This is a genomic window from Burkholderia territorii, assembly GCF_001718335.1.
GTDB classification, from domain to species: Bacteria; Pseudomonadota; Gammaproteobacteria; order Burkholderiales; family Burkholderiaceae; genus Burkholderia; species Burkholderia territorii.
This window is the reverse complement of sequence record NZ_CP013365.1, coordinates 2,261,173-2,277,766: the sequence shown is the minus strand read 5'-3', so window position 1 is coordinate 2,277,766 and position 16,594 is coordinate 2,261,173. Positions and strand designations below refer to the sequence as shown.

The window sequence follows — 16,594 nt, the reverse complement described above, 5'->3', positions numbered from 1 at the left end:
CATGATGGGGCGGTAACACGCGCCGATCGAACCGGGCGCCGTGTTGCCCGGCACCGGCGGCCGTTGCGCATGCAGCGACCGCATGCCGGCATGCCATTCGATCCGGGCGCACGCGACCGAATGCGTGCCCCGCCCGATATACCGGAGAGCGTATGACCGAACCCGTGACCGTGCGCCGCGTCGATGCAAGCGAAGCGCATGCATGCATCGACGCGCTGGCCGACGTGCTGATCGATTGCGTCGAAGGCGGCGCGTCCGTGAGCTTCATGTTGCCGATCGCACGCGCGACCGCCGTTGCGTTCTGGACGCGCATCGCCGACGGCGTCGCGAGCGGCGAGCGCATCCTGCTGGTGGCCGAGGACGCCGCCGGCCGGATCGTCGGCACCGTCCAGGTCGTGACCGCGCAGCCGGAGAACCAGCCGCATCGCGCGGACATCGCGAAGATGCTCGTGTCGCGTCATGCACGCCGGCAGGGAATCGCGGCGCGGCTGATGGCGGCCGCCGATGACGCCGCGCGCGATGCCGGCAAGACCGTGCTCGTGCTCGACACCGTGACGGGCGGCGATGCCGAGCGCCTGTACGAGCGGGCCGGCTGGCAGCGCGTCGGCGTCGTGCCGAACTTCGCGCTGATGCCCGACGGCGCATTGTGCTCGACGACGTATTTTCACAAGCAGCTCGCGTAACCGCGCTCGATGCAGTCACGGCGCGGCGCGGGACGGGCGCGCCGCACGGCCGAGCGCAGCCGTGGGCCGCACGCCGGACCGAAAGGGAAAGCGGTCCGCGACGGCGCCGTTCGGATATATTCGTGCGGGAACACGCCATCGCCCTGCCCACGGAATCGCCGCCTCGATGAAACGCTCTCACCTCGCTTTCGCCCTCACGGGCCTGCTCGTCGCGGCGCCGATTGCCGCGTACGCGCTCGTCAAGCCGTTGCGCGTCGTCGCGCCCGCGCTGCTTCCGGGCGTGTCGTGCCCCAGCGCGGACATCTGCACGGACGATCCCGCGAAGTTCGGCGCCGCGCAGCAGCTCTATCGCGACGGTTATGCGCGCGCGGCGGCGGCCGTGGGCCCGTTTCGCGACGCACCGCGCGTCGTGTTCTGCTCGACGCGCGCGTGTGCGGACCAATTCGGTCTCGGCGAACGCGCGGCACTGACGCTCGGGAATTTCGGCGTGATCGTCGCGCCGCGCGGCTGGCAGACCTACTTTCTCGCGCACGAGCTGATTCATCATCGCCAGGCCGAAGTGCTCGGCAACGTCGCGGTCGCGACCAAGCCGCGCTGGCTGATCGAGGGGATGGCGTATGCGCTCAGCGACGATCCGCGTCATCCGCTGAAGGAGCCGTTCGAGTCGTGGCGCGCGCGGTTCGGCGCATGGCATGCGGCGCTGGGCGGACAACCGCTGTGGGATGCCGCAAGGGCGGTGGAATAGCGCGGGACGCGCTCGCCAGGCAATGGCGAACCGCGCTGTCGGCGGATGGGCCGCACGGCGCGACGCCGTGCGGGCTTCGCACCGGAGAGTCGGCCCGCCGCCACGCGCGGTGCGCGGCGGGCCCGGTCGTCAGACCGTGGTGTCGATGATGCCCGGGATCTTCACGTCCGGGTTCACGTCCGCGTCGTAGTCGACGCCGGCGATCTCGAAGCCGAACAGGCGCAGGAACTCGGTCTTGTAGCCGGCGAAGTCGGTCATCTCGTACAGGTTCTCGTTCGTCACCTTGTCCCACATCGCGACGACCTTGGCTTGCACCTGCGGATCGAGCTCCTTGTAGTCCGCGCGCAGGCGGCCTTCGTCGTCGATGTGCGGCGTCGGGCCGTACATGCTGTCCTTCAGAAGCCCGTAGACCTGCTCGATGCAACCTTCGTGCGTGCCCTTTTCCTTCATCACCTTGAACAGCAGCGACAGGTAGAGCGGCATCATCGGGATCGCCGAGCTCGCCTGCGTGACGACGGCCTTCAGCACCGACACGCGCGCATCGCCGCCGTGCGCGGCCAGCTTGTCGCGGATCGACAGCACCTTCTTGTCGAGATCCTTCTTCGCTTCGCCGATCGAGCCGTTCCAGTAGATGTCGTGCGTGATCTGCTCGCCGAGGTACGTGAACGCGGTGGTTTTCGCGCCGTCGGCCAGCACGCCGGCTTCAGCGAGCGCGTCGATCCACATCTGCCAGTCCTCGCCGCCCATCACGGCGACGGTGCCGTCGATCTCTTCCTGCGTCGCCGGCTCGAGCGAGACTTCTCGGATCACTTCCTTGTCGGTGTCGAGGCCGCGGAACGTGACCGACTTGCCGACCGGCTTCAGCGTCGAGCTGATCGTTTCGCCCGTCTTCGGATGCGTGCGGCGCGGTGCCGCGAGGCTGTAGACGACCAGGTCGACCTTGCCGAGATCCTGCTTGATGGTGTCGATCGTGATCTGCTTGACCTTGTCGGAGAATGCGTCGCCGTTGATGCTGCGCGCATAGAGCCCCTTTTCCGCGGCGAATTTCTCGAACGCGGCGCTGTTGTACCAGCCGGCGGTGCCCGGCTTCGTTTCGCTGCCGGCGCGCTCGAAGAACACGCCGAGCGTGTCCGCGCCCGAGCCGAATGCGGCCGAGATCCGTGCGGCGAGACCGTAACCGGTCGACGCGCCGATCACGAGCACCTTCTTCGGGCCGTTGGCGATCGGGCCGTGCGAAGTCACGTAGTCGATCTGTTCCTTGACGTTGGCTTCGCAGCCGACCGGATGAGTCGTCACGCAGATGAAGCCACGCACGCGCGGTTTGATGATCATGGAAACCTCTAGTCAGAAAGGCGCGGACGGCCTGAAATCGGAAAAATCCCGCGCATTGTAATGGAAGCCGGCCGGCAGGGCGGGAAAGGCGGCCGACTCGGCTGCCGGGGCGCGGATCGTCGGCGCGGTGCCCGGCGTCGCCATCCGTTATTTCTCTCTTGACAGAAATAACTGAAAAAACTAAATTCCTCGACATGAAACTCACACCGATTGCCGAACGATTCATTCTCCACTGGGGCGAAATGGGCTCGCGGTGGGGCGTCAACCGCACCGTCTCGCAGATTCATGCGCTGCTGTACCTGGCCGGCAGGCCGGTCGCGGCCGACGAAATCGCCGAGACGCTCAACGTCGCGCGCTCCAACGTCAGCACGAGCCTGAAGGAGTTGCAGGCGTGGCGGCTCGCGAAGGTCGTGCACGTGCTGGGCGATCGCCGCGACCACTTCGAGACGTCGACCGACATCTGGGAACTGTTCAAGCTGATCGTCGAAGGGCGGCGGCAACGCGAGATCGAACCGACGCTCACGGTGCTGCGCGATTGCCTGACGAGCCCCGAGATCGCCGACGAGAGCCGGGAAACCGAGCAGCGCATTCGCGACACGCTGCAGTTCGTCGAGACGCTTACGACCTGGTCGGACGAAATGCTGCGGCTCAAGCCCGACACGCTCATGAAGGCGCTCGGGATCGGCGCGAAGATCAGTCAGACGGTCCGGCGCAAGTCGTCGAAGTAGGCGGCACCGGACGCGCGGGCAAGCAGCCCGCTTTTTTTGAAGTCGATGTTTCTGTCTTTACAGAAATAACTGTATATAGAGGATGAAACAATGAACGAGATCATGCAGTCGGCCCGCCGGCATCGCGCATCGCGGAGCGCGACATGAACATCCTCGTTTGCGGCGCGAACGGCTTCATCGGGCGGGCGCTGGGCGCGCGGCTCGAGGCCGCCGGTCACCGCGTGCTGCGCGGCGTGCGGCGTGCGATCGGCCCGCACGACGTCGCGATCGACTTCGCGAAGGACGTCGATCCCGACGCCTGGCTCGCGCGGCTCGATGGCGTCGATGTGGTGATCAATGCGGTCGGGATCCTCGCCGACCGGCGCGACGAGACGTTCGACACCGTGCACCGCGCGGCGCCGTGCGCGCTCTTCACCGCATGCTGCCGTGCCCGCGTGCGACGCGTGATCCAGATCTCGGCGCTCGGCGCCGAGCGCGGCGACACGCCGTATTTCGCGAGCAAGCATGCAGCCGACACCTTCCTGCGGACGCTGCCGATCGATTACCGGATCGTGCGCCCGGCGCTCGTGTACGGGACCACCGGCACGTCCGCGCGGTTCTTCCGGATGCTCGCGAGCCTGCCCGTGCACGCATTGCCGGCCGGCGGCCATCAGCGGCTGCGCCCCGTGCACATCGACGATCTCGCCGAACTCGTCGCGCGGCTCGTGGATGCACCGGCGGCGGGCCGGCCGGTCATCGATGCGGTCGGCGGCGACGAAGTCGAGTATCGCGAGATGCTCGGCGTCTATCGCGCCGCGCTGGGCTTCGCGCCGGCGCTGCGCGTGGCGCTGCCGGGCCCGCTGGTCGGCGCGGCCGCCGCGCTGCTCGGCACGATGCCGGGCGCGATGCTGACCCGCGACACCTGGACGATGCTGCGCGGCGGCAATACCGGCGACCCCGCCGCACTCACGGCCGTGCTTGGCCGGCCGCCGCGCGGGCTGAGGGACTTCATCGGCGCGGATGCGGACACGCGTGCGCTGCGCTGCGACGCGCTCGCGATGTGGCGGCGACCGCTGCTGGTCGGTGCGCTCGCGGTCGTCTGGATCTGGACGGCCATCGTCAGCGCGTTCGTCCATCCGCGGCACGACAGCCTCGCGATGCTGGCTCGCGTGCATCTGACCGGGCTGCCCGCGCTGATTGCGCTGTACGGGGCATGCGCGCTGGACTTCGCGTTCGGCGTGGCGACCGTCGCCGCGCCGTCGCGCCGTCTGTGGGCCGCGCAAGGCGCGCTGATCGTCGCGTATTCGGCCGTCATCGCGGTCACGATGCCCGCACTGCTCGCCGAGCCGTTCGGGCCCGTGCTGAAGAACGTGCCGATCCTCGCGATCCTGTTGATCCTTTTTTCAGAAGAAGAACACGCATGAATACCTATCTCGTGATCAAGACGCTGCATATCCTGTCCTCGGTGCTGATGGTCGGTACGGGCTTCGGCACCGCGTTCTACCTGTTCTTCGCGAATCGCACGCGCTCGGTGCCGGCGATCGCCGCCGTGTCGCGTCTCGTGGTGCGCGCGGACTGGTGGTTCACGACACCGGCCGTGCTGTTCCAGCCCGCGTCCGGGCTGTGGCTCGCGCACACGGCCGGCTGGCCATGGACGACGCCGTGGCTCGTCGCGTCGATCGTGCTGTATGCGGTCGCGGGCGCGTGCTGGCTGCCGGTGGTGTGGCTGCAGATCGAGCTGGCCGCGATGGCGAAGCTCGCGCATGCGAATGGCGATGCAGAGCTGCCCGCGCGCTACTGGCGTTATGCGAAGCGCTGGGAGCTGCTCGGCTATCCGGCGTTCCTGGCGATGCTGAGCGTGTATTTCCTGATGGTGGTCAAGCCGATGTAAACGAAGCGGCGGGGGACGCGACCGGCGATTTCGCCTGACACCGTGTCGGTTCCCGCGAGGTCGTGTATAAACTTCGACGGAAGCGCGTTCGGCCCGTATCGCGGCTTCCGAACGCTTCGCATTCGACCTCACAAGGAGCCTGCATGCTGCACGTCCTCGGCAAGATCCCGTCCATCAACGTCCGCAAGGTGCTGTGGCTGTGCACCGAGCTCAACCTGCCGTTCGAACAGGAAGACTGGGGGGCGGGCTTTCGCACGACCAACGATCCGACCTACCTGGCGCTGAATCCGAACGGCCTCGTGCCGGTCATCAAGGACGACGACTTCGTGCTCTGGGAGTCGAACACGATCATCCGCTATCTCGCGAACCGCTATGGCGGCGACGCGCTCTATCCGGCCGAGCCGCGCGCGCGTGCGCGGGTCGACCAGTGGATCGACTGGCAGGGCACGGACCTGAACCGTTCGTGGGTCGGCGCGTTCCTCGGCCTCGTGCGCAAGTCGCCCGATCATCAGGACCCGGCGGCGATCGCGCAGTCGATCGCGGGCTGGACGAAGCACATGCAGATACTGAACGCGCAGCTCGAAGCGACCGGCGCATTCGTGGCCGGCGACCAATTCACGCTCGCCGACATTCCGATCGGCCTGTCGGTGAACCGCTGGTTCGGCACGCCGTTCGAGCATCCGGATTTCCCGGCGGTGAAGCGCTACGTCGAACGCCTGGCGACGCGCGACGGGTTCAAGCTGTATGCAGGCAGCGCGAACCCGTAACGCATTGGCCGTCCAACGCGTTGCGGCGGTGCGACTGCCGCCGCAACGCTGCTTCCCCAGGGTACGTCACGTGCCGGATGCCGGGACGGCCTCGAGCACGCGCGCGAGAAACGCCTCGTGATTCCACGCGGATTCCGGCCGCGACAATCCGAGCCGCACGACCACCAGCTCGCGGCTCGGCACGACACTCACGAACTGGCCTTCATGGCCGACCGCATGAAACGCGTCGACAGGCAGCGGGCGCGCGTGCGGATCGCGATCGTTGAACGGCTCCGGCACCTTGACCCACAGATGGGCGCCGAATTCCCCGCGCGTCGACAGCGGCGTCGCGCGCGTCAGGTAGCGCACCCAGCCTTCCGGCAGCAGCCGCTGCCCATCCCACACGCCGTCCTGCAGCAGAAACTGCCCGAAGCGTGCCCAGTCGCGCGCGCTCGCATACATGAACGACGCGCTGCCGAGCGTGCCGGCCGCATCGGGCTCGAACACGGCGCTGCGCATCCCGAGCGGCGCGAACAGCGCACGGCGCGGAAACGCGAGGTAGTCGGCGTCGCTGTCGCCCATCGCCTCGCGCATCACACGCGCGACGATCGCGCTCGTGCCGCTCGAGTAGTCCCACTGCGTGCCGGGCTGCGCGGCGAGTGGCTTGGCCGACGCGAAGCGCGCGGTGTCGGGCTGCGTGAACAGCATCACGGCGACGTCGGACAGCGGGTCGTCGTAGTCCTCGTTGAATTGCAGGCCGCTCGTCATCCGCAGTAGCTCGTCGAGCGTGATCGCCGCGCGCGGATCGCCGCCGCCGCGCCATTCCGGCAGCAGCGCCGACGCGTTCGGCGACAGCTTGTGCTGCGCGACGAGCATGCCGGCCAGCGCCGCCGTCACGGTCTTCGTCATCGACCAGCCGGGTAACGGCGTATCGGCGGTGAAGCCGGGCGCGTAGCGTTCGGCGACGATCCGGCCACGCCACATCACGACGACCGCGCGGGTGCGCCGCGGCCGCGCCGGATCGGGTTCATCGAACGCGCGGTCGAGCGCAGCCTGCAGCTTGCGTGTGTCGATGCCGGCGGGCAGTGCGGACGGCACCGATGCCTGCGCGGGCGGCGGATCGGGGATGGGCGGGAGCGCGGCCGGCAGCACGCCGGGCGACGGCCCGAGCGCGAGCGTGCAGCCAAGGCCGGGCCGGAAGTCCGCCTCGCGTTGCGCGAACCCGGCGAACGTCGCGACGGCGCGATGATGCTCGGGATCGATCGACGGACGCACCAGTTTCAGCAACGGGTGCACGCCGGCCATGATGTCGACGTCGATCACCGACGCGGCCGGCCGGCCCGACACGAACACGCCGGAGCACAGCGCCTTCGCGGCATAGCCCGTCGCGATCGGGGCGAGCCGCGACAGCATGTAACCGGTATAGCCGGCCGCGACGACGAGCGCGACGGCGACGCCGCGCAGGATCAGCGATTTGAAGGGGATCGTCATGCGCGAACATCCTCTGTGGCGTGCCGGCCGGCAACGATCCGGCAGTGTCGCAGGTTCGGGCAAGCGGTGGCAATCGCGGGGGAGGGCGACGCCGGGCGGCGTCGATCAGTCGGCATGGTGCACGGCGTGTGCGAATCGCATGTGTCGATCGCGCAGGTTCGAACGATTGCGACATGGGCCGACAAGTTGAAATCCGAGCCGCCGTCGGCCGATAATCGTCCGGCATCGTTCCCAGTCACATCGCAATCGAACAATCGGAAAACGCCATGTCCTACGACAACAACAACCCGTTCGCCCGGATCCTGCGCGGCGAACTGCCGTGCGTGAAGGTCGCCGAAGACGACGCAACGCTCGCGATCATGGATCTCATGCCGCAGGCCGACGGTCACGTGCTCGTGATCCCGAAGGAGCCGGCCGCGCAGATCTTCGAGCTGTCCGGCGACGCCGCCGCGGCCGGCATCCGCATGACGCAGCGCGTCGCGGCGGCCGTGCGTGCGGCGCTCGAGCCGGACGGCGTGTTCATCGGCCAGTTCAACGGCGCGGCGGCGGGCCAGACGGTCCCGCACGTGCATTTCCACGTGATTCCGCGCTGGGAAGGCGTCGATCTGCGGATGCACGCGCGCGACGTCGCCGACGCGGCCACGCTCGAATCGCTCGCCGAGCGTATCCGCGCGCGTTTCGTGTAACGCATGCCCGGCTCGTGATTCGGGCGGCGCGAGCGGCCGTGTAGGGCGCCGCCGTGCGCACCTGTTTCAGCGCTCACACCACGTAACACGTGTAACGGCTCGGGAAACTCGGCCCGGCGGCTGCGGCGCTAGACTCCGCGCATTGCCGCATCGAGCGAAAGGAAAGGGCGTTGCCTGTTCGTGCCGGCCGTCTCATGGGTGACGACGGCGCGGCTTTCGCACGATGCGACGTGTCTTCTTCGCCGGGAATCGAGCCATGTACAAAGTTCTCATCACGTTAGCGCTGATCGGCGGCCTGTCCGGCTGCTATGTCGCGCCGCCTTACGGCTACGCACCCGCGCCGGTGTACTACGGTTATGCGCCGGCGTATTACGCACCGCCCGTCAGTGTCGGGATCGGCGGCAACTTCCGTATTCGCTGACCGCGCGGCGGGCGCGGGCGCAGCCCGCACGTCGATCGGCCATGTCGTTCGACGCTCCGCCGCCGCTTCTTTCCGCAACGACTCGCGCGCCGCATGACGACGCGCGTGCGCATCGCCCGCCCGGGTTCCTATACTTCACAGGAAAGCCCACTCCGGCGAGGCAGCCATGGCCGTTACGCGCAAGTTCGCAATCGCTGCGAGCATCTCCACGCTCGTCTATCTCGGGCTCGCCGTGCTCGGCATCGGCGGGTTCGCCGCCTTCTTCTCGCATCCGCAACTGACCGTCGTCGCCGTCGCGACGCTCGCGCTTGCCGTCGTCGCGCTGTTCACCGAAGGCAACCTGAGCGCCGGCGAACGCGAGAACCGCGACAACCGCTGGGTGCTCGCGGCCTTCGCGGTTACCGGGTTCCTGCTCGCCTATTTGCCGGCACTGACCGACCGGCTCGACGTGTGGACCTTCGGCGGCGACACCGTGCGCTGGAGCGGCGTCGTGCTGTACGTTGCGGGCGGCGTGCTGCGCCTCTGGCCCGTGTTCGTGCTCGGCAAGCGCTTCAGCGGGCTCGTCGCGATCCAGCCCGGCCACACGCTGGTGACGGACGGCATCTACCGCAGGATCCGCAACCCGAGCTACCTCGGCCTGCTCGTCAATGCGGCCGGCTGGGCGCTGGCGTTCCGCTCGGGCGTCGGGCTGCTGCTCGTCGCGTCGATGATGATCCCGCTCGTCGCCCGCATTCGTTCCGAGGAAGCGCTGCTGCGCGCCCGGTTCGGCGCCGAATACGACGCGTACTGCGCGCACACGTGGCGGCTGCTTCCGGGCGTGTACTGACCCTCGTTCGGCTCGAGCGACGCGGGCGATTCCCGCCGGCGCGCGGCGCGCATCCGATGTGTTGCCACGTGTGTCCGAACCCGCGCGAAAGGCACGTTCCGCCATGCTGAAAAACGGGGATCTACCATGGCCACAGCCCCGGCCGGCGGGCCTTTCCGGCAGTTTTCGGCAACCTTTTCCGGTCTCTCTTTCGGTAAACAACTTGTTACCAGAATGTCGACGGCACGCAGGCTCGAGCGGTGCTATTCTTCGCCGCAAGCTCATTGAAATGAATTGGTCCGGGATTCGGCACAATGCCGGCATCGACGTCGATCGATTCAGATCGTCGTATCGAGCGGACCTTCGATAACCAGATTGCGAACAAGGAAGAATACGGGAATGTGGAAGAAAATCGCCCCCGCTCTCGTCGTCGCCGTGCTGACCGGCGCGACCGCAGTGCCGGCATTGGCCGGTGGTGACTTGAACAACGCGCTCGGCGGCGCGCTCGGCGGGGTTGCCGGCGCAGCGGTCGGTGGCGCGGTCGGCGGCAGCACGGGCTCCGTGATCGGCGGCGCGATCGGCGGCGGCGCAGGTGGCGCCGTGACGTCGAACCGCCGCGAGCGGACCGGCGCGATCATCGGCGGCGCACTCGGCGGCGGCGCGGGTACCGCGGCCGGCAACGCGATGGGCGGCCGCACGGGCGGTCTGCTGGGCGCGGCTGTCGGTGGCGGCGCCGGCGCAGCGCTCGGCGGCAACCTGTCGCGCAACTCGTACGACGGCGATCGCGGCTATCGTCATCGCAAGCATCGCCACCACCGCGACTGGGACTGATCGCCGCGGGCGCGGCACGGTGCGCGACTTGCGCACCGGCGCGCCCGACGCGTCGGCTCCCGATCCGACAGCCGGCCCGGCGGCCTCAGCCGGGCCGCCATCGCCGGCAAAACCGGCACCTGTATCGCCTTACGCAGTTCACGCCCGGCCCCGCTCGACGGGTTGGCTCTCTCTCCCGCTTCATCGCTTCCCCTCGTAGATCTCATCGCCCGTTGCATCGACATGCAGCCGCGCGGGCTCGGCCATTCCCGTTTCGCCATTACCGATCGACGCGTCGCCGTTCGGCGCTCAGGATTTCCCCGATGCATCGACGCGTGCGCGTCACGCATGCACGGGCCGCCGCGCGCAACGGCGGGTAGTGCGAAATCGAATGGATGGCATCGCAACATTTAATTGGTCGATCGGGATCGACTTCGCTATCGTCAACGCTGCCCGTGTACGGAATCGAACCGTGCTCCGCCGCGTGATGCCGAGCATCCGCGGCCCGGCCGCCGGACCCCGCAAGCATGGTCGCCTCGCCCGCTGAAGCGGACGGGCCCGTCGCGAAGCCTGGCCGACCGGACGAAGGCGCCCGCGCTTTCAAGCCACCCCGGCAACGATGTCCCGCCGCGGCATGCGTGCCCCACGCGCGTGCCGCGCCTGCGTTGCGACCCGGGGCCGGACCAACCCATTGCCTGGATGCTTTATGTCTAAGACAACGTATTACGCGCCGCATGGCGGCCACCCGCCGCAGACCGATCTGCTGACCGATCGCGCGATGTTCACCGAGGCATACGCCGTCATTCCGAAGGGCGTGATGCGCGACATCGTCACGAGCTGGCTGCCGTTCTGGAGCAACACGCGCCTGTGGGTGATCGCGCGTCCGCTGTCGGGTTTCGCCGAAACCTTCTCGCAGTACATCGTCGAAGTGAACCCGGGCGGCGGTAGCGACAAGCCCGAGCAGGACAAGAACGCCGAAGCCGTGCTGTTCGTCGTCGAAGGCGAGGCCGAATTGACGCTGCAGGGCAAGCAGCACACGCTGAAGCCGGGCGGTTACGCATTCATTCCGCCGGGCGCCGACTGGACGCTGCACAACGTCAGCGATGCCGCCGTGCGTTTCCACTGGATCCGCAAGCATTACCAGGCCGTCGACGGCATCGCGCTGCCGGAAGCATTCGTGACCAACGAGCAGGACGTCGAGCCGATCCCGATGCCGGGCACCAACGGCGCATGGGTGACGACGCGCTTCGTCGACATGAGCGACATGCGTCACGACATGCACGTGAACATCGTGACGTTCGAGCCGGGCGGCGTGATTCCGTTCGCCGAGACGCACGTGATGGAGCACGGCCTGTACGTGCTCGAAGGCAAGGCCGTGTATCGCCTGAACCAGGACTGGGTCGAGGTGGAAGCGGGCGACTTCATGTGGCTGCGTGCGTTCTGCCCGCAGGCATGCTATTCGGGCGGCCCCGGCCGCTTCCGTTATCTGCTGTACAAGGATGTGAACCGTCACATGAACCTGACGCTGAATCCGGCGCGCTGAGCGTCGCGCACGTCGGACACGAAAATCCGCTGGTGCATGCCGGCGGGTTTTTTTTCATCGGCGCCGGCATGCGATGCAGCCGACGCGGCGGGCGTCGCCGCACGCTACGCGTGGAGCGCTGCGGCAGCCAGCCTCGCGACCTGCAGACGCGTATCCGGTGGCAGGTCGTCTGCCATCAACCACACTGCCGACAAGCCCGCCCAGGCGAGGATCCATTGCAGCAGCGAGCGCCGGTCGAGTTGCGCGGCTTCGGTGACGAGCGCGACGCGCCGCGCGAAGCGCGCCGGATCGACGGCGATGTCGTGCGCGGGATTGCAGAACAGGTTCGCGTAATCGAACGCGCGGTCGCCACGCAAACCTTTCTGGTCGATCGCGAGCCAGCCGCGATCGCCGAAGTGCAGCACGTTGCCGTGATGGATGTCGCCGTGCAGCACGACGTCGTCGACAGGCGGCGCGGCCAGCAGCCGGTGTGCCGTCGCAGCCGAACGCCGCAGCACGTCCTCGCCCGCGTCGTGCGACAGCAGCGCATGGAACCAGTCGGCCAGCGGCACGGCCTCGGGCGGCTCGGGTGCGCGATGCGCATGCAGCCGCGCGACCACGCGGCACGCGATGCGGATCGTATCGTCGTCGTGGCCCGCGGCGGACAGGCCGGTGAGCGTCGGCGCCGGTTGCGCGCGTTCGAGCAGCACCGCGTCGCTGTCGTGCAGCCACACGCGCGCGGCGCCATTCCCGTTCCACCAGGTCATCAGCGCATTGCCGCGGCGCTCTTCGTCGCAGGTCGCAACCTTCAGCATCGCGGGCCGTGTGTGCCAGACGACGGGCAGCACGCCGCCGCTCGCGGTCAGGATCGGGCCGCCATCGGGGACGAGGTCCCACAGGCGCAGGTACGTGTCGAACATGCAGACGATGGTACAGGCGAACGGGCACGTGCGCCGCGCGGTTCGTCCGCACAGCCCGCGCAGCCGCCCGCGCGACCATTCCTAAATAAAATTTAGCCAGCCAAACTTGGGCTAAAGAATGTTCCGGTATCCCGGCATCCCTCCGACAATGCGCGCCTTCCGTGATCGACGGGCGCCTGTTGCGCGCCTGCGTTCGCCGCATCGAAGAAGGAGCCTGCATGACCGACCACACCGCCAACCCTCCGCCGCCACCGGCGCCGCCTCCTGCATCGCCGCGCCGCGCGTGGCGCATGCTCGCGGGCGCGCTGCTCGGCCTGACGCTCGCGTGCGCGGGCATCGGTGCATGGACGATCCATCGCATCTGGACGCAGCTGCCGTCCGTCGAACACCTCGCTGCCTATCGACCCGCGCTGCCGCTGCGGATTTTCTCGCGCGACGGCGAGTTGCTGGCCGAGTACGGCGTCGAGCGTCGCGAATTCGTGCCGCTCGAACGGATTCCGCTGCTCATGCGGCATGCGCTGCTCGCCGCCGAGGACGCGAAGTTCTATCAGCATGGCGCGGTCGATATCGGCGGCCTCGCCCGCGCGACGTTCGCGAACGTCGTGACGGGGCAGCCGGGGCAGGGCGGCAGCACGATCACGATGCAGGTCGCGCGTAACTTCTATCTGACGCGCGACAAGGTGCTGAGCCGCAAGCTCGCCGAGATCCTGATGGCCATCAAGCTCGAGCACGAGTACGGCAAGGACAAGCTGCTCGAGCTTTACATGAACCAGATCTATCTCGGCGAGCGCGCGTATGGTTTCGCGGCGGCCGCGAACGTGTATTTCGGCAAGCCGCTCGACGCGCTGAGCGCGGGCGAGGCGGCCGTGCTCGCGGGGCTGCCGAAGGCACCGTCCGCGTTCAATCCGGTCGTCAATCCGGCACGCGCGACCGCGCGGCGCAACTACGTGCTCGGCCGCATGCATGCGCTCGGCGAGCTCGACGACGCGGCTTATCGCGCGGCGGTCGACATGCCGATCGCGCTGGCGACCACACCGCCGCCCGGCATCGTCGCGGCGCCGTATGTCGCGGAGCGTGCGCGCCGGATGATGGTCGAGCGCTTTCACGACGACGCCTACACGCTCGGGCTCGACGTGACCACGACGATCTCGATGCGCGACCAGCGCGCGGCCGAAGCCGCGCTCCAGCGCACGCTGAACCGGCAGCCGCGCGCGAAGCGCGATGCGCGCGGCGGGCTCGAGGGCGCGCTCGTGTCGCTGGATGCGGCGACGGGCGACATGCTCGCGCTCGTCGGCGGCGCGGATTTCAATCGCAACGTGTTCGACCATGCGCTGCAGGCGTATCGCCAGCCGGGTTCGAGCTTCAAGCCGTTCGTCTATTCGGCGGCGCTCGAAAAGGGCTACTTTCCGGGTGTGCTGGTCGACGATACGCAGCGCACGCTGACCCATGAGGAAACCGGTGCGCGGCCGTGGCGCCCGCGCAATTTCGGCAACCGCTACGAGGGCTTCATTCCGGTGCGGCGCGGTCTCGTGCGCTCGAAGAACCTGGTCGCGGTCAGCCTGATGCAGGCCGCCGACGCGCGTTACGTGCAGCAGCACGCGGTGCGTTTCGGTTTCGACGCGCTGCGCAATCCGGCGTCGTTGCCGCTCGCGCTCGGCGCGGGCGCGGTGACACCGCTCGAGCTCGCGAGCGCATACAGCGTGTTCGCGAACGGCGGGACGCGAATGGAGCCGCGCCTGATCCTGTCGGTGAAGCAGCGTCACGGCGGCGCGATGTACGAGGCGACGATGCCGGAAGGCGCGCGCGTCGTGTCGGCGCGCAATGCGTTCGTGATGGACAGCATGCTGCGCGACGTCGTGAGGGCCGGCACCGCGCGCGGCGCGCTCGCGCTGCGCCGCGACGACGCGGCCGGCAAGACGGGTACGTCGAACGGGTCGAAGGATGTCTGGTTCGCGGGCTATTCGTCGGGCATCGTCGCGGTCGCGTGGCTCGGCTACGACACGCCGCGCCCGATGGGACGCGCGACCGGCGCGACGCTCGCGCTGCCGGTCTGGCTCGACTACATGAAGACGGCCGTCGACGGACGCACGCCGGTCGATGCGACGCCGCCGCAGGACGTTGCGCTCGTCGACGGCGACTTCGTGTACGCCGAATACACGCGCGGCGCGTGCACGGCCGACGTGCCGCCATACATCCGCAGCCGCTTCGCGTGCGGCGGCGCGCCGGCGTCCGACGCGCCGGATGCATCGCGCGAGCAGCGCAACGCCGACGGGCCGATGCCCGCAGCGGTCGATGCGGCCGAGCGCGAGCGCGTGCTCGACCTGTTCCGTACCGACGACTGAGGCGCGCGATGCATACGCTTTATCTGATCGCGATCGTCGCGGAGGCAATGTCGGGCGCGCTGATGGGCATGCGGCGCGGGATGGACCGCTTCGGGCTCGCGCTGGTCGGCGCGGTGACGGCGCTCGGCGGCGGCACGGTGCGCGACGTGCTGCTCGGCCACTATCCGCTCGGCTGGATCGCGCATCCAGAATACCTCGTGATCACGCTCGTCGCGGCCACCGTCGCGTCGTGGGCCGCGCGGCACGTCGCGCGGATGAAGACGCTGTTCGTCACCGTCGACGCGATCGGTCTCGCGGCGTTCACGATCATCGGCTGCGACATCGGCGCGTCGACGGATGCCGCGCCGATCATCGTCGTGCTGGCCGGCGCGATCACCGGCGTATGCGGCGGGATGCTGCGCGACCTGCTGTGCAACGAGATGCCGCTGATCCTGCGCGAGGAACTGTATGCGAGCGTCGCGTTCTTCACGGGCACGCTGTACGTCGGGAGCCAGCATCTCGGCATCGATGCCGGGCTGGCGACGGTGGTCGCGCTGGCGGCGGGCTTCACGATGCGCATGCTTGCGGTGCGGCTCGGATGGAAGATGCGCACGTTCGGTGTCGCGGACATCGAGCGTTGAGCGACGTTGCCGCCCGGATGCGGCGGCACGCGCGTGTTACGCCGGCACGATGACCGGCGGCGACCCGTCCCCCGTTTCCACCATCTTCACCGCGAATCCGTAGCACTGCGCGACATGGGCGGGCGTCATCACGTCGCGCGGCGCACCGTGCGCGACGATCGTGCCGTCCGCGAGCAGCGCGATCGTATCCGCGTGCCGCGCCGCGAGATTCGGATCGTGGACGATCGCCAGCACGCCGAGCTGCCATTCGCGCGCGACGGTACGCACGGTATCGAGCAGCCGGTGCTGATGCGCGAGGTCGAGCGCGGCGGTCGGTTCATCGAGCAGCAGATAGCGCGAGCCTCGCTCCGATGAGTCGTCGTCCGGCCACAGCTGCGCGAGCACGCGCGCGAACTGCACGCGTGCGAGCTCGCCGCCGGACAGCGTCGTCACGTCGCGGCCGACGAGCGTCTCGGCGCCCGCGCGCTCCAGCGCCTGCCATGCAATGTCGCGATCGCGGTGTGCGATCGCGTGCCGCGAGCCGCGGCGTCGTGCATGCGGATAGCGGCCGAGCAGCACGATTTCGTCGACGCTGAATGGAAACGCGGGCTGCGCGGACTGCGGCAGCACCGCGCGCAGGCACGCGAGCCGCGCCGCGTCGATGCGTGCGAGCGATTCGCCGTTCAGCGTGACGTCGCCGGTCACGCGCACGCCGTTCGGCGCGACGCTGCCAGTGAGTTCGCCCGCCAGGGCTTTCAGCAGCGTGCTCTTGCCTGCGCCGTTGCGGCCGAGCAGCGCGGTCACGCGGCCGGGTTCGATCGACAGCGTCAGGTCGCGCAAAACGGTGCGGTGCCGGCGGGCGACGCCGAGATGATGGGTGGTCAGCATGATGAG

At 68.6% G+C, this 16,594-nt stretch carries 17 protein-coding genes; 13 read left to right on the top strand and 4 right to left on the bottom strand.

The genetic code is table 11. From position 1 onward, the window contains the following. Positions 1-152: 152 nt before the first annotated feature. Positions 153-683, top strand: coding sequence for a GNAT family N-acetyltransferase (locus tag WS51_RS09985; protein ID WP_059448972.1), 531 nt, complete (start codon positions 153-155; stop codon positions 681-683). A 166-nt stretch (positions 684-849) separates the two neighbouring features. Next, a complete protein-coding gene (locus WS51_RS09980; RefSeq protein WP_059794749.1) occupies positions 850-1,428 on the top strand; it encodes a hypothetical protein in 579 nt (192 codons plus the stop codon). Positions 1,429-1,557: 129 nt separating this feature from the next. Here the strand turns inward: WS51_RS09980 and fabV are convergent, their stop codons facing one another. Next, positions 1,558-2,760 carry an enoyl-ACP reductase FabV gene (gene fabV / locus WS51_RS09975; RefSeq protein ID WP_059501513.1) on the bottom strand — a complete coding sequence of 401 codons (1,203 nt, stop codon included), beginning with the start codon at positions 2,758-2,760 and terminating at the stop codon, positions 1,558-1,560. Between the two features lie 194 nt (positions 2,761-2,954). Between fabV and WS51_RS09970 the strand changes: the two genes are divergently transcribed. From WS51_RS09970 to WS51_RS09955, 4 genes are all read left to right on the top strand, one after another. Then, positions 2,955-3,488 (top strand): GbsR/MarR family transcriptional regulator, encoded by a 534-nt coding sequence (locus WS51_RS09970; RefSeq protein ID WP_059448975.1) that lies wholly within the window; start codon positions 2,955-2,957, stop codon positions 3,486-3,488. 143 nt (positions 3,489-3,631) lie between these two features. Further along, the gene (locus WS51_RS09965) at positions 3,632-4,891 is read left to right on the top strand and encodes an SDR family oxidoreductase (protein ID WP_069229035.1); all 1,260 of its coding nucleotides are present in this window, start codon (positions 3,632-3,634) and stop codon (positions 4,889-4,891) included. Then, the gene (locus WS51_RS09960; RefSeq protein ID WP_059448977.1) at positions 4,888-5,358 is read left to right on the top strand and encodes a DUF2269 family protein; all 471 of its coding nucleotides are present in this window, start codon (positions 4,888-4,890) and stop codon (positions 5,356-5,358) included. Before WS51_RS09965 ends, WS51_RS09960 begins: the two co-directional genes overlap by 4 nt. A gap of 143 nt (positions 5,359-5,501) precedes the next feature. Then, positions 5,502-6,125, top strand: a complete 624-nt coding sequence (locus WS51_RS09955; RefSeq protein ID WP_059501517.1) for a glutathione S-transferase family protein — start codon at positions 5,502-5,504, stop codon at positions 6,123-6,125. A gap of 66 nt (positions 6,126-6,191) precedes the next feature. On the opposite strand, the gene WS51_RS09950 is transcribed toward WS51_RS09955, so the two are convergent. Continuing rightward, on the bottom strand, positions 6,192-7,595 hold the full coding sequence (locus WS51_RS09950; protein ID WP_069229034.1) for a serine hydrolase domain-containing protein: 1,404 nt from the start codon (positions 7,593-7,595) through the stop codon (positions 6,192-6,194). Positions 7,596-7,861: 266 nt separating this feature from the next. On the opposite strand from WS51_RS09950, the gene WS51_RS09945 reads away from it, so the two are divergent. From WS51_RS09945 to WS51_RS09930, 5 genes are all read left to right on the top strand, one after another. Beyond that, positions 7,862-8,281 (top strand): HIT family protein, encoded by a 420-nt coding sequence (locus WS51_RS09945; protein ID WP_059448980.1) that lies wholly within the window; start codon positions 7,862-7,864, stop codon positions 8,279-8,281. 256 nt (positions 8,282-8,537) lie between these two features. Continuing rightward, on the top strand, positions 8,538-8,702 hold the full coding sequence (locus WS51_RS32500) for a hypothetical protein (protein WP_167357969.1): 165 nt from the start codon (positions 8,538-8,540) through the stop codon (positions 8,700-8,702). 166 nt (positions 8,703-8,868) lie between these two features. Then, a complete protein-coding gene (locus tag WS51_RS09940; protein WP_059448981.1) occupies positions 8,869-9,528 on the top strand; it encodes a methyltransferase family protein in 660 nt (219 codons plus the stop codon). 378 nt (positions 9,529-9,906) lie between these two features. Next, positions 9,907-10,338, top strand: coding sequence for a hypothetical protein (locus WS51_RS09935; RefSeq protein ID WP_059448982.1), 432 nt, complete (start codon positions 9,907-9,909; stop codon positions 10,336-10,338). Positions 10,339-11,023: 685 nt separating this feature from the next. Continuing rightward, positions 11,024-11,860: a bifunctional allantoicase/(S)-ureidoglycine aminohydrolase gene (locus WS51_RS09930; RefSeq protein ID WP_059448983.1), complete on the top strand. Its 837-nt coding sequence runs from the start codon at positions 11,024-11,026 to the stop codon at positions 11,858-11,860. Between the two features lie 104 nt (positions 11,861-11,964). On the opposite strand, the gene WS51_RS09925 is transcribed toward WS51_RS09930, so the two are convergent. Next, on the bottom strand, positions 11,965-12,759 hold the full coding sequence (locus WS51_RS09925; RefSeq protein WP_069229033.1) for an aminoglycoside phosphotransferase family protein: 795 nt from the start codon (positions 12,757-12,759) through the stop codon (positions 11,965-11,967). A 218-nt stretch (positions 12,760-12,977) separates the two neighbouring features. Between WS51_RS09925 and WS51_RS09920 the strand changes: the two genes are divergently transcribed. Beyond that, positions 12,978-15,101 carry a penicillin-binding protein 1A gene (locus WS51_RS09920; protein WP_069229032.1) on the top strand — a complete coding sequence of 708 codons (2,124 nt, stop codon included), beginning with the start codon at positions 12,978-12,980 and terminating at the stop codon, positions 15,099-15,101. A gap of 8 nt (positions 15,102-15,109) precedes the next feature. Beyond that, positions 15,110-15,721: a trimeric intracellular cation channel family protein gene (locus tag WS51_RS09915; RefSeq protein WP_059448986.1), complete on the top strand. Its 612-nt coding sequence runs from the start codon at positions 15,110-15,112 to the stop codon at positions 15,719-15,721. Between the two features lie 36 nt (positions 15,722-15,757). On the opposite strand, the gene WS51_RS09910 is transcribed toward WS51_RS09915, so the two are convergent. Next, positions 15,758-16,588, bottom strand: a complete 831-nt coding sequence (locus tag WS51_RS09910) for a heme ABC transporter ATP-binding protein (protein ID WP_069229181.1) — start codon at positions 16,586-16,588, stop codon at positions 15,758-15,760. Positions 16,589-16,594 lie beyond the last annotated feature (6 nt).